The sequence below is a fragment of the Janthinobacterium sp. PSRC1-1 genome, from assembly GCF_049897525.1.
GTDB classification, from domain to species: domain Bacteria; phylum Pseudomonadota; class Gammaproteobacteria; order Burkholderiales; family Burkholderiaceae_D; genus Janthinobacterium; species Janthinobacterium tructae.
In genome coordinates, this window is record NZ_JAFCWK010000007.1 from 219,986 (window position 1) to 233,145 (window position 13,160).

Below are 13,160 nucleotides of genomic sequence, written 5' to 3' on the forward strand. Positions count from 1 at the left end.
GCGATTCGATGGCAAGCAAGGATGGGTATGACTGACTTTTATTCCAGCGCCTGGCGCCGAACCGTAGCCCTGCTGGCGCTGGCGCTGCCATCGCTGGCCGGCGCGCAATGCTCGCGCGACATCCAGGTACCCGTCTCGGCCATCGGCGCCAGCGTGGTCATCAATGGCGCCAGCATCAGCGGCATCTATCCCGACTTGCTGCGCAGCATGGGCGCCAAGCTGGGCTGCAATTTCATCTTCACCCCCGTGCCGCGCGCGCGCCTGGAAGCGATGTTCGAGGCGGGCAAGGCAGACCTGCTGATCCCGGCCAGCAGCACGCCGCGGCGCGACCAGCATGGCTTGTTCATCCCCATGCTGGGCAGCCGTCCCCTGCTGATCTCGCTGCAGGGGGCGCGCGCGCCCATCAACACCATGCAGGAACTGATCGAGCGGCGCGAATTGCGCGTGGCGCTCGTGCGCGGCTACGACTATGGCGCACCGTACCAGGCGCTGGCGAAGGAGCTGAGCAGCCAGGGACGCCTGTTCTACGAAGTCGATGCGCTCTCCGTGGCGCGCCTGATGCAAAGCGGCTTCATCGACGCCACCATCATGAGTCCGACTATCCTCGCCGGCGTGGCGCAAAACGATGCGCGCGTGTACGGCCTGGCCGACCGCCTGCGCCTGGAAGCGCTGCCGGAGCTGCCGTGGGGCATGAGCGGCGTCTACCTGTCGCGCAAGTCGCTGACGGCGGAAGACCAGGCCACTCTGCGCGAATTGCTAGACAAGGCGGGCCGCTCGGGCACCGTGATGGACGCCTTCCAGCGCCATCACCGCCAGGAATTGCTCTCGCTCAGCATCCGCCCGCGCTAAGGCCTGCATGTCCGGTCTGGTCGTCGCCGTCGTCCTGTTTGCCGCCCTGCTGCACGCCAGCTGGAACGCCATCGTCAAGTCGGGCAAGGATACCTTTCTCAGCACGGTACTCGTCTCCGCGGGCGCGGCCCTGATCTCGCTGGCCGTGCTGCCCTTTGTCGAGGCTCCCGCACCGGCCAGCTGGCCCTACCTGGCCGCCTCGGCCGTGGCACAGCTGGCCTATTACTCGCTGCTGGCGGCCGCCTACAAGGCGGGCGACATGAGCCATGCCTACCCTCTGATGCGCGGCAGCGCGCCGCTCATCGTGGCGCTGGCCAGCTGGCCGCTGATCGGCGAGCGGCTGTCTTCCATGCAGATGAGCGCCGTCGCCTGCATCTGCGCGGGCATCTTCGCACTGTATTTCGCCGCGCGCCTGCCCGCCACGGCCGCCGTGCGGAAAAACACGGGACGCGCCACCGCCTTTGCGCTGGGCAACGCCTGCGTCATCGCCAGCTATACCCTGATCGACGGCATCGGCGTGCGCCTGTCCGGCGCGCCAGCCGCCTACACCATGTGGATTTTTGTCTTGAACGGCGCGGGACTGCTGCTGTGGACGGTGCTGCGCCGCCCTGCCGACCTGCTCGCGTATGCGCAAACGCAATGGCATCTGGCCGCGTTTGGCGGTGTCGGCACCCTCGCTTCGTATGGGCTGGCCCTGTGGGCCATGACGCAGGCAAGCGTGGCCGCCATCGCGGCCCTGCGCGAAACGTCGATTCTGTTCGCCATCGCCATTGCGGCCCTGTTCCTGCGCGAAAAAATCAGCCCCCGCCGCTACCTGGCCATAGTCCTGATCGCGGCGGGGGCAGTACTGATGCGCATGGGCTAACGCGCGTCGAGCGGCGCGATCGGCAACTCGATGGCGCTGGCCGCCCCTGCCGCGTGATACACGCGCTGCGTGGCCTTTTTATAATCGCCTGGCTGGGCCAGGAAGATGTTCGGCACGAAGGTTTGCGGGTTGCGGTCGTACAGGGGGAACCAGCTCGACTGCACTTGCACGGCGATGCGGTGGCCGGGCAGGAAGACGTGATTCGCGTTCGGCAAGGCGAAACGGTAGCGCTCCACCTTGCCCGCAGGAATCGGCGTCGGGTGCTCGAAGCTGTCGCGGTAGCGCCCGCGGAAGATGTCCATCGCCACGCCCAACTGGTACCCGCCCATGGCCGGCTGCGACGGCACTTCGTCCGGATACACGTCGATCAATTTCACCACCCAGTCGGCATCCGTGCCGCTGGTGGCGGCGAACAGGTTGACCATCGGCGCGCCGGCGATGCGCACGGCCGTCTTCAACGGCTCGGAAACATAGCTGAGCACGTCCGTGCGGTCCGCATAGCCGCGCTGGTCGCTGACCAGCCATGGCTTCCACACGTCACCGTCGGCGAGGCGCACGGGACGCGCCACGAACGGCACGGGTTTCGCCGGATCGGCCACGTATTCGTCGAAGGCGCCTTGCGCCGCATCCGCAGCCCCCGATGGCCCCGCAAAGCCCAGCTTGTAACCATCCTGCAGGTAGATCGGCGTCAGCCTGGTGTCGCAGGTCTCGCAGGCCAGCGGCCACTGCTGCAGGCGCTGCCACTGGTTCGTGCCGCTCTGGTACGACACCACGGGCGCCGTGTTCGCGTCCGGCGCGCCATCCTTCAGGTAGTGATTGAGGAATGGCTGCATGACTTTTTCACGGAACTGGCGCGCCGTATCGCCGTCAAACTTCAGGGCGCCCAGGCTGGAGCCGTCATAGTTGACGCCGCTATGGCGCCACGGGCCGATGGCCAGGTAATTGAGGTTGTTGCGCTTGTCGCGCCCTTCCATCGCCCAGTAGCTGGCGTAGGGGCCATAGATATCTTCCTGGTCCCATTGCCCCACCACGTGCATGGTCGGCACGATCAGCGGGCGTTTCGCCAGGATTTTATCGAGCGCCTGTTCCTGCCAGTAACTGTCGTAGGCCGGGTGTTCAAACAGCTTTTTCGTGTAGGTCAGCTTGTCGATGCCAAATTTCTTCGCGTAGGCACCGGCCGAGCCGATGCGCAGATACGCGTCGTAGTCGTCGTAGACGCCCAGCGCCGGCGATTCGCCACTGCCGCGCACGCTGGTCTGTCCCGCGATGTACGACAGGCTGGGCATGCGGAAGGCGCCATTATGGAACCAGTCGTCGCCGCGCCAGCCATCGACCATGGCGCTCATGGGTATGGCCACCTTCAGCGCCGGATGCGGGTCGACCAGGGCCATCAGCACCGTATGGCCCTCGTACGAGGAACCCAGCATGCCCACCTTGCCATTCGTTTCCGGCACATTTTTCACCAGCCAATCGATGGTGTCCCACGCATCGGTGACGTTATCGACCTTGGTATGGTTGAGCGGACCGCGCACGGGGCGCGTCATCACGTAATCGCCTTCCGAGCCATGCTTGCCGCGCACGTCCTGGAAGACGCGGATGTAGCCGTTTTCCACCAGGGTATCGTCGCCCTGCGGCAAGGTGGCCAGCATGCTGGGACTGGCGGCGCGCTGGGCGCGGCGGGCCGCGTTGTAGGGCGTGCGCGTGAGCATGATGGGCGCTTTTTGGGCGCCTTTCGGCACGACGATCACCGTGTACAGCTTGACGCCGTCGCGCATGGGGATCATCACCACGCGCCTGACGTAATCATTCACATCGGGCATCACCAGCCTGGCGCCGATATCGGGCGTCATCGGCGGCGTTTGCGCCAGCGCGGAGGCGCTGAACAAGGTGCTGAGCAGCATGGCCAGGCTACTCAGGCGGATGGGGGCTACGACAGGCATACGCTTCTCCAAAAGATTCATGCTGGCAATAGTACCCGCAAAGCAAGTTTGACAGAAATCAAACGTCCGCCCGGGCCGCAGATAAATCGGCACGCAACTTGACAGAACGCGCACGAACTGCAACCATAACGCCATGAAATTTATCCCGTCACAACACGCCTGCTTGAATTGGTGGTCCCGCTCACTTTCGCGCGGCCACTCTATAGTGATGTGAATTTGATCCACGCCGCCTCGATCGGTGGCGTAACAGGCTCAGCCTGGATCATCCCCGATGCAGGCGGCTCAAAAGGAAACTTGATGAGCTTGCCTAATACTCCCGACACCCCCGATACCGACAACACCCCGGCCGCGCCGCTCTCGGCTGCCGCCATCGCTTCGCAATCCGTGATCCTGACGGGCGACCGCCCGACCGGCCCCTTGCACCTGGGCCACTACGTGGGCAGCCTGCGCGACCGCGTCCGCTACCAGAACAGCTACAAGCAATTCATCATGCTGGCCGACGCACAGGCGCTGACGGACAATATGGATGACATCGACAAGGTGCACCGCAACGTCGTCGAAGTGGCGCTCGATTACCTGGCCGTGGGCATCGACCCGAGCAAGACCACGGTCTTCATCCAGTCGCAAATCCCGGAACTGGCCGAGCTGACCTTTTACTACCTGAACATCGTCACCGTGGCGCGCCTCGAGCGCAACCCCACCGTCAAGGAAGAAATCCGCTTGCGCGGCTTCGAGCGCGACATCCCGGCCGGCTTTTTGACCTACCCTGCCAGCCAGGCGGCCGACATCACGGCCTTCAAGGCGGGCGTGGTACCCGTGGGCGAAGACCAGATCCCGATGATCGAGCAAACGAATGAAATCGTGCGCCGCTTCAACCGCATGTACAACCGCGAAGTGCTGATGGAATGCAAGGCGCTGGTGCCCGACATCGGCCGCCTGCCAGGCATCGACGGCAAGGCCAAGATGAGCAAGTCGCTGGGCAACACCATCAACCTGGGCGCGACCTCGGCCGAAATCACGGCTGCCGTGAAAAAAGTCTATACCGACCCGCTGCACCTGCGCGTGGAAGACCCGGGCCACCTGGAAGGCAACATCGCCTTCACGTACCTCGATGCGTTCGACCCGGAAAAAGCGGCGCTGGCCGAGATGAAAGCCCATTACGTGCGCGGCGGCCTGGGCGACAGCATCGTCAAGAAGCGCCTGGACCTGGTCTTGCAGGAAATGCTGGCGCCGATCCGCGCCCGCCGCGAAGAGTTCGCCAAGGACAAGGGCCAAGTCATCCAGATGCTCAAGGAAGGCACCTTCAAGGCACGCGAAGTGGCGGCCCGCACGGCCGATGAAGTCAAGTCGGCGCTGGGCCTGAACTACTTCTGATCACCGGCAGGAATGGCAAACTGATGCGCCCAGGCGGAGTCGGGTAAAATCCCGCTTTCGCCTGGGCGCAATTCGTTTGTCACCGTGGCATCAGCAATCCGTAAAGAAGACAAAGCGCCATGACCGAGACCCCTGTCGAACAGCTGCTGCAGCAGCATTTTTCCATCGATGCGCTGCAACGCTCGCCTGCGCCCTTGCAGCAGGCGCTGCGCATGCTGGGCGGCTGGCTGGCCGCCGAGCGCGCCGAACCATATCCACACACGCCGTACGCGGAACTGCTGACGCAACTGTCCGACACTTGCCTGCCCGCACACGGCATGCCCGTGGCGGCATTCCTGCAAGAACTCGATACCACCGTGCTGGCCAATACGGCCCAGCTGAACCACCCGCAATACATCGGCCACATGACGCAGGCCCTGCCCTGGATCAGCGTGCTGGCCGAGGCGTTTACGGCCACCCTGAACCAGAACCAGGTCAAAATCGAGACGGCGTATGTGTCGACCCTGATCGAAAAACAGATCCTCGGCTGGCTGCACCGCCAGGTGTACCAGCAACCGGATGCCGTCTACACGCAGGCGATGGCCGCCACCAGTGGCGCGCTGGGCAATGTCGTCAATGGTGGCACCATGGGCAACCTGACGGCGCTGGCCGTGGCGCTGGAACAGCAACTGCCTGGCACGCGCAAGCGGGGCCTGTTTGCCGCCATGCAGGCATCCGGCCATGCGGGGCTGGCCGTCATCGGTTCGGCCCGCAGCCACTATTCCGTGAAAAAGGCGCTGGCGACCCTGGGCCTCGGCGAAAACGCCCTGCACCTGGTGGCCGTCGACCGCGACAACCGCATCGACGTCGCCGCGCTGGAAGCCACCATTGCCGATTTAAAACTGCGCAAGATCAAGGTCGTTGCCATGATCGGCATCGCCGGCACGACGGAAACGGGCGCCATCGACCCGCTGGCCGCCATGGCGGCGATTGCCGCACGCGAATCCATCTGGTTCCATGTGGATGCGGCCTGGGGCGGAGCGCTCTTGATCGCGGAACAATACCGCGCGCTGTACGACGGGATTGCTTTGGCCGACTCCGTCGTCATCGACGGGCATAAGCTGCTGTGGGTGCCGATGGCGCAAAGCATGGTGCTGTTCAAGGACAGCGCCAGCCTGAACTTGCTGAAGCACAACGCCAACTACATCTTGCGCGACAACTCGGGCGACCTGGGCCAGACGTCGCTGGAAGGCTCGCGCCGCTTCGACGCCTTGAAACTGTGGACCTCGTTCAAGGTGCTGGGCGTGTCCGGCTACACCACCCTGCTGCGGCAGGCGGCCACCCTGTCCGGCCAGCTGCAGGATTTGCTGGCCGACCAGCAGGATTTTGAACTGGTCACGCGTTCCGACACCTTCATTCTCACTTACCGCTACGTGCCCGCGCACTTGCGCCAGCGCATGGAAAGCTTGCTGACCAGCGGCCAGCTCGATGCGGCGACGGAACTGAACCAGCAGCTGAACACCTTGACCGCCAAACTGCAAAACCGGCAAAAGGCGCAGGGCCACAGCTTTGTGTCGCGCACGGTGCTCGAATCGACGCGCTACCCCGGCCCGACCAATGTACTGCGTGTGGTCATGACGAATGTCAAGACGCGCCCCCACCACCTGCGTGCCATCCTGGCCGAGCAGCGCGCCATCGGCCAGGCGCTGGTGGCGGAACTGGGCCTGTAAAGAAACACCCACCCATCAGCCCTGACTGGATGCACGATGCACCGCCTGAGCGCCCTCACCGACCTGTTACGGCATCTGTTGAAATGGCTGCTGCTCGCGAGCATCGTGGCAGCACTGGCGGGGTCGGCCTCGGCCGGTTTCCTGTTCGCCCTCGACTGGGCCACACGCACGCGCCTGGCGCACGCCTGGCTGATCTGGCTGCTGCCCGTGGCGGGCTTTGCCGTCGGCTGGCTGTATCTGCGCTACGGCAGCAGTGTCGAAGGCGGCGCGAACCTGCTCATCGATGAAATCCACGACCCGAAAAGAATCATCCCCCTGCGCATGGCGCCGCTGGTGCTGGGCGGCACGGTCCTCTCGCATCTGTTCGGCGCCTCGGTCGGACGCGAAGGCACGGCCGTGCAGATGGGCGGCGCGCTGGCCGACCAGCTCACGCGCATGTTTCGCCTGAACAACGAAGATCGCCGCATCATCCTGATGGCCGGCATCAGCGCCGGCTTTGCCTCCGTCTTCGGCACGCCGCTGGCGGGCGCCCTCTTCGGCCTGGAAGTGCTGGCCATCGGTCGCCTGCGCTACGAAGCCATGCTGCCCTGCCTGGCCGCCGCCGTCATCGCCGACCAGGTGGGCCTGTTGTGGGGGCAGTTATTCAACATTCAGCATACTCATTACGCCGTGCCTTTGATTCCCGCCCTTTCAACCTGGACCTTGTGCGCCATGGTCATCGCGGGCGTGCTGTTCGGCATGACCGGCAAACTGTTTGCGCAAGCCACGCACGGCTTGAGTGGCTGGATGAAACGCAAGATCGCCTACGCCCCGCTGCGCCCGCTGGCCGGCGGTCTCGTCATCGCGCTGGCCGTGTGGCTGCTGGGCACGGACAAGTATATCGGCCTGGGCATTCCCACCATCGTCGACGCCCTGCAGGGACCGCTGCCAGCATACGATTTCCTCGCGAAGATGGCATTTACCATCGTCTCGCTCGGCACGGGCTTCAAGGGCGGCGAAGTGACGCCCTTGTTCTTCATCGGCGCGACCTTGGGCAATGCGCTGGGTCCGCTGCTGCACCAGCCCGTCACCCTGCTGGCCGCCATCGGTTTTGTTGCCGTCTTCGCGGGCGCCGCCAACACGCCGATCGCCTCGACCCTGATGGCGATGGAACTGTTCGGCGCGGAGATCGGCGTCTACGCGGCCATCGCCTGCGTCGTCGCCTATCTGTTTTCCGGCCATGCGGGCATTTACCGGGCGCAACGCAGCGGCCACGCCAAGCGCACGACCCACAAGGATTCAGCAGACACATGACACAGAATATCTACGACAACGACGCCTTCTTTACCGGCTACAGCCAGCTGCCCCGCTCCCTCGGCGGCCTCGACAGCGCCCCCGAATGGCCGGCCCTGCGCGCCACGCTGCCCGAGTTACCAGGAAAAAGCGTGCTCGACCTGGGCTGCGGCTATGGCTGGTTCTGCCGCTGGGCTGCCGAGACTGGCGCGGCGCGGGTGCTGGGCGTGGATGTGTCGGAAAAGATGCTGGCGCAGGCGCGCACCATGGGGGAGTACGCGGTGGTCGAGTATGCCCGGCTGGATCTGGAACAACTGGCCTTGCCGCCGGCCAGCTACGACCTCGTCTACAGCTCGCTGGCCTTCCACTACATCGCAGGCTTCGACGCCCTGCTGGCCGCCATCCGCCACGGCCTGAAACCGGGCGGCAAGCTGGTGTTTTCCATCGAGCACCCGATCTTCATGGCGCCGCGCCAGCCTGGCTGGCTGGCCGATGCGCAAGGCCGCAAACGCTGGCCCGTCGACAGTTACCAGCAACAAGGCCCGCGCGTCTCGGACTGGCTGGCGCCGGGCGTGATCAAGCAGCACCGCACCCTCGGCACGACCTTGAACGCCTTGCTACGCGCCGGTTTCCAGCTGGACCATGTGGAAGAATGGAGCCCCACCGACGAGCAAGTCGCGCAGCAGCCGGCCCTGGCCGAAGAGCGGGAACGGCCGATGCTGTTGCTGGTGGGGTGTAGCCTGCGCTAGCCCCGGGCCCGCTGGAACAATTTTGCCCGCCAGCGCTTCGATATCGGCGCGCATGGCCAGCGCTTCCAGCCAGCGCGCAGGAATTGCCTGCGCGCCATAATACGCACCGGCAAGCTGGCCGACGATGGCGCCGGTCGTATCGGCATCCTCGCCTAGGTTGACGGCGCGTAACACGGCCTCCTCCAGTGTGTCGGTATGGAAGAAGCACCAGAGCGCCGCTTCCAGCGACTCCACGCAATAGCCCGTGCCGCGTATCTGCCCTTCCGTCTTGGCGATGAAGTTGCCACTGGCCAGCTCCACCAGCCGCGGTTCGGCAGGACGATAAGCCACACTGTCCATGAGCGCATCTTTCGGCGTACCCGCCAGCACGCTGCACAGCAAGGCCGCGAACAACTGGCAGCTTTCGATCGCTTCCGGCGCCGCGTGGGTCGTGCGCGAGCTATCGGCGGCGTAAGCCACGGCCGCCGGCGCATCCGGATAGGCAAACAGCACGACGGGAGCCAGGCGCATGAGCGATCCATTGCCTGCTGTCATCGGCGCGGTGGAACCACTGTAGGGATTGCCTGTTTCCTGGAAACTGGCCAACGCGTCCCGGACCGTGCCACCGATATCGAAGCAGGTGCCGGTGGAGCTCAGGTAGCCCCATTGCCACCAGTTCAGATACCGCACCATCTGGTCCGCCGGATCGAACACCCCTTTCAGTATCAGACTCTCGGCCAGGCACAGCGCCATCGATGTATCGTCCGTCCATTGTCCTGGCTGCAGACCAAACGGACCGCCGCCCAACATGCCAGTCACCGGCGCAAAGCTGCCGCGCGGGGAAAATTCCACGCTCGTGCCGACGGCATCGCCACAGGCCAGCGCCAGCATGGCGCCCAGATAACGGTTGTGCAAAGTTGGCGTATTCATGGTTTCCATTAACTCTTAGCTGGCCACATTGCGCGTAAAGCGCAAAGTGGATGCACCCGCATTGACATAGGCATACGCTTGCGCGCTGCTGAAGACGAAAAAATCGCCGGTGGCCAGGTGTCTGGCTCCGGCCGCCAGCACGAGCTGCAACTCGCCTTCCAGCACGTAGAGCATTTCGCTGAAGCCAGCCGGATCAGCCTGCGCATCATAGCGCTCGCCCGGCGCCAGGGTCCACGACCACAGTTCCACCTGGCGGGTGGCGGGCGCCGCGCCCAGCAGCACGGCCTGGCTCGCCTGCGATGCGCTTTGCCACATCAGCACGCGCAGGCTGTCGTGCGGCTGCTGGGGAGGCTGCACCAGGTCGACAAAGGCTACTTTCAAGGCGGCGGCCACGTGGTCGAGATTGGCCAGGCTGATGTTGGTGCTGCCCGCCTCGACGCCATTGACCATGCGCCGGCTGAGTCCCGACAGGCGCGCCAGCTCTTCCTGGCTGAGGCCGGCGGCCAGACGCAAGCGCCGCAGATTTGTCGCCAGGTGTGCCAGCACGCCACCGGCCTCGGCTTGACTGCGCAATATATTGCTCCTATGATGATGGGAAATATTTTGCTCATAGCATAGCTCCCCATGAAAACACATGCAAGTCCCCCGCCCGCCCTCGGCCTGCCCGAACTGGCCCTGATCGCCATTACCTTCATCTGGGGCGGCACTTTTCTTGTCGTGCAGCATGCCGTGACGGTCAGCGGCCCGCTGGCCTTTGTCGCTGCCCGCTTCGCCGTGGCCGCCAGCATCGGCGCCCTCGTTTGCCGGGGCCAGCTGCGCCAGTTGACGAAGGCCGAATTGCTCACGGGAATGGCCATCGGTGTCAGCATCTTTGGCGGCTACGCGCTGCAGACCTATGGCTTGATGCATATCACGAGCAGCAAATCGGCCTTTATCACGGCCTTCTATGTGCCCATCGTGCCGCTGGTGCAATGGCTGGTCTTCAAGCAGCGGCCCCGCGCCGCCGTCTGGGCGGCCGTGGTGATGGCTTTCGTCGGCTTGCTGTTGCTCACGGGAACGGATGGCCTGAGCATGGGCCTGGGCAAAGGCGAGCTGATGACGGCCGTGGGCGCCATCGCGATCGCCCTGGAAATTATTTTGATCAGCCGCGTCTCGCCGCAATTGAACATCCTGCGCGTGACCATCGTGCAACTGGCCACGGCATCATTGATCGCCCTGCTGCTGATGCCCGTCACGGGCGAAGCGCCGCCCGCCCTGAGCCAGACGTTCATCCTCAGCGTGCTGGCCTTGGGCTTCGCCAGCGCGCTGATTCAATATGTGATGAACTGGGCGCAAAAGCGCATTTCCGCCACCAAGGCCACCTTGATCTATGCGGGCGAGCCTGTCTGGGCGGGCGTGATCGGGCGCATTGCCGGTGAACGCCTGCCCGCGCTGGCCATCGTGGGAGGGATATTGATCATCGCTGCTGGCATCCTCAGCGAGTGGCGGCCGAAGCGCCTGCGCGCCGATGGCAAGGCCATCACGCCATCAGATTAAGCCTCGGCCCGCCGCAGCGCCGTATCTCCATGCAGCGCCAGCGGCACGGCCCTGGCCCAGCGGTTCGAGGATAGCGAAAACGTCAGCGCGCGCACCTGGTGGTACCAGCCGGCGGGCACGTACAGCATGTCGCCCGGCTCGACGATGCATTCGATCATGGTGGCCTGGCGCGCCAGGGGGAAACGCGCGAAGTCGGGCGCTTCCGGGTCGAAGGGCGAACCGAACAGGATGGCGTTCGCTTCGCTGGGGTACAGGAAGGCATCGTGGTGCGGCGGCGATAAAAAAATGCGCTTGCGGCCCCACACTTGCGCGAAGATATTGTCGTCGTAATCGCAATGCAAGGGCGTGACCGTGCCGGCCGGCCCCACCCAGAAGCGTGGCGGACCCATCTTGTCGAAATACGTGGGCCAGTGGCACAGGCGGTTCAGCTCGCGCAATTCCAGATTGCCCAGGTACGGCGGCAACGCGTCCTTGCCCTCTGCCACCAGGTCCAGGTATTGCCCCATCGACATATCCTGCATGGCGCGGTCGGCCGCGAACGCCGTGTTGATGTAGTCGCCCACCCGCGCACGCACGGGCACGTGGCTGAACTGCTGGCGCAAGACGTCCGGCGCCAGCCCGGACAAGGGCCAGCGCTGCACCAGCCCGCGCATCAGGAAGGGCAAACCGAGCGCGGCGCGCGCGCGGAAGGCGGCGGCACCCTGCATGCCCAGGCGCGGCACCTCGGTGATGCCAGGCAAGTCACGCGCCGCCTGCTTGATGGCCTCGCGCATGGCGTCGATGGACGTGACGCCGCGCACCTGGGCATCCTTGTCTTCGCGCGCCAGCTTGCGCGCCAGTGCCGCTTCGGGCGAACTGCATTCGGCTGGCGGCCTGGGCGGCAAGGCGCGCGGCGCGATGGGGGTGGCCGCAAGCTCGGGCGGCACTTCTTTTTCTACGGACATAAACCTTCTTTGCGATCAGGGCGTCGCGCGGCATGGCGCGACAGTGCGACATTTTAAGCCAGCAAGGCCCGTGCAGCACGCATGAGAGATTCCCTACGACGCATCGACACCTGACAAAACCGTCGCGAGCGGCAGTGATTTGTGGCTAAGAAGCGCAACCGCACTGAGGTGCGGTGAGCATCGCAAGCCGCCTATACCAACGCGCAGCAGGTTTGCTCAGGTGTCCTCAGACAGGCGTCTTGAAGATGGGATCGACGATGAACTGCTGCGCCTTGATGCGCAAGGTGCGCTCTTCGTCGAGCTCGGCGCGCGTTTCGCCCAGCTCTTCGCGTTCCGCTTCCAGTTCCAGGCGGGCGGCCGCCAGTTCCGTTTCCACGCGGGTCAGGCTTTCCAGCTTCAGCTGGGCCTGGATCAGTTCAGCGCGCGCCGCTTCGGCCGCCTCTTCCAGGCGCGGGATGCCTTCGAGCTTGAATTGCGCCTTGGCCAGGTCCATGCGCGCCTGCTCGGCCGCCTCTTCCAGGCGTGGCAAGCCTTCCAGGCGCAGCTGCGCCTTGGCCAGGTCCGTGCGCGCCTGGTTCGCCACTTGCCGTTCGCGTTCGAGTTCCCCGCGCAAGGTTTCCAGTTCGCCCGCCTGCAGGTCGAGCAACTCTTGCTGACGCTCGTTCTCGCTGGCCAGGTCCATCAATTCCTGTTGATTGTCGTTCATCTCGGCTTCGTGCGCGCGGTGGCTGGCGCTTAATTCCTGTCCTACATAATCGAGGATGGCTTGCTGCAGCACGGGCGACAGTTCGGCGGCGGCAGCGATCTGGCGTTGCGCACCCGCCTTGCGGCGCAGCAAGAGCTTGCTGATGGTGCCGAGACAGGCGCCGTTGCCCAGCCGTTCGCGCAAGGCGCGCACCGTGATGGCCTGGCCTTCGCCCGCCATCGCTTCCATTGCCGCATTGATCTGTTCCGCGCTTACTTTTGCCATGTCGTCTGCTCTTGAATGTTGCCCAAGGCAATCTTGCCCAGGG

Annotated in this window: 11 protein-coding genes and 1 pseudogene; 7 read left to right on the forward strand and 5 right to left on the reverse strand. The window is 64.7% G+C overall.

Annotated elements, in window-relative coordinates; all coding sequences use genetic code 11:
• Positions 1-27 precede the first annotated feature (27 nt).
• Positions 28-849, forward strand: coding sequence for a substrate-binding periplasmic protein (locus ACP7DW_RS17355; RefSeq protein ID WP_426055925.1), 822 nt, complete (start codon positions 28-30; stop codon positions 847-849).
• Between the two features lie 7 nt (positions 850-856).
• The gene (locus ACP7DW_RS17360) at positions 857-1,714 is read left to right on the forward strand and encodes an EamA family transporter (RefSeq protein ID WP_426055926.1); all 858 of its coding nucleotides are present in this window, start codon (positions 857-859) and stop codon (positions 1,712-1,714) included.
• Here the strand turns inward: ACP7DW_RS17360 and ACP7DW_RS17365 are convergent.
• Positions 1,711-3,654: a CocE/NonD family hydrolase gene (locus ACP7DW_RS17365; RefSeq protein ID WP_426055927.1), complete on the reverse strand. Its 1,944-nt coding sequence runs from the start codon at positions 3,652-3,654 to the stop codon at positions 1,711-1,713. The genes ACP7DW_RS17360 and ACP7DW_RS17365 overlap by 4 nt on opposite strands.
• Before the next feature lie 297 nt (positions 3,655-3,951).
• On the opposite strand from ACP7DW_RS17365, the gene trpS reads away from it, so the two are divergent.
• The 4 genes from trpS (at position 3,952) to ACP7DW_RS17385 (ending at position 8,758) form a co-directional block, all read left to right on the forward strand.
• The gene (gene trpS, locus ACP7DW_RS17370; protein ID WP_426055928.1) at positions 3,952-5,028 is read left to right on the forward strand and encodes a tryptophan--tRNA ligase; all 1,077 of its coding nucleotides are present in this window, start codon (positions 3,952-3,954) and stop codon (positions 5,026-5,028) included.
• A 119-nt stretch (positions 5,029-5,147) separates the two neighbouring features.
• Complete coding sequence (locus ACP7DW_RS17375; RefSeq protein WP_426055929.1) at positions 5,148-6,737, forward strand: pyridoxal-dependent decarboxylase; 1,590 nt, start codon at positions 5,148-5,150, stop codon at positions 6,735-6,737.
• Positions 6,738-6,773: 36 nt separating this feature from the next.
• Entirely contained in the window at positions 6,774-8,030 is a 1,257-nt protein-coding gene (locus ACP7DW_RS17380; RefSeq protein ID WP_426055930.1) for a voltage-gated chloride channel family protein, read from the forward strand.
• Positions 8,027-8,758 (forward strand): class I SAM-dependent methyltransferase, encoded by a 732-nt coding sequence (locus ACP7DW_RS17385; RefSeq protein WP_426055931.1) that lies wholly within the window; start codon positions 8,027-8,029, stop codon positions 8,756-8,758. The genes ACP7DW_RS17380 and ACP7DW_RS17385 overlap by 4 nt, the downstream gene beginning before the upstream one ends.
• On the opposite strand, the pseudogene ACP7DW_RS17390 reads toward ACP7DW_RS17385, so the two are convergent.
• Together ACP7DW_RS17390 and ACP7DW_RS17395 are read right to left on the reverse strand one after the other, a co-directional pair.
• Positions 8,750-9,667: pseudogene (locus tag ACP7DW_RS17390) on the reverse strand (ADP-ribosylglycohydrolase family protein); the annotation flags it as partial. The gene ACP7DW_RS17385 and the pseudogene ACP7DW_RS17390 sit on opposite strands and share 9 nt — an antisense overlap.
• Before the next feature lie 15 nt (positions 9,668-9,682).
• Positions 9,683-10,240 (reverse strand): helix-turn-helix domain-containing protein, encoded by a 558-nt coding sequence (locus ACP7DW_RS17395; RefSeq protein ID WP_426055932.1) that lies wholly within the window; start codon positions 10,238-10,240, stop codon positions 9,683-9,685.
• Between the two features lie 51 nt (positions 10,241-10,291).
• On the opposite strand from ACP7DW_RS17395, the gene ACP7DW_RS17400 reads away from it, so the two are divergent.
• Positions 10,292-11,203, forward strand: coding sequence for a DMT family transporter (locus tag ACP7DW_RS17400; protein WP_426055933.1), 912 nt, complete (start codon positions 10,292-10,294; stop codon positions 11,201-11,203).
• On the opposite strand, the gene ACP7DW_RS17405 is transcribed toward ACP7DW_RS17400, so the two are convergent.
• Entirely contained in the window at positions 11,200-12,147 is a 948-nt protein-coding gene (locus ACP7DW_RS17405; RefSeq protein ID WP_426055934.1) for a cupin-like domain-containing protein, read from the reverse strand. The genes ACP7DW_RS17400 and ACP7DW_RS17405 overlap by 4 nt on opposite strands.
• Before the next feature lie 226 nt (positions 12,148-12,373).
• The gene (locus ACP7DW_RS17410) at positions 12,374-13,117 is read right to left on the reverse strand and encodes a DNA-binding protein (RefSeq protein WP_426055935.1); all 744 of its coding nucleotides are present in this window, start codon (positions 13,115-13,117) and stop codon (positions 12,374-12,376) included.
• Between the last annotated feature and the right edge of the window lie 43 nt (positions 13,118-13,160).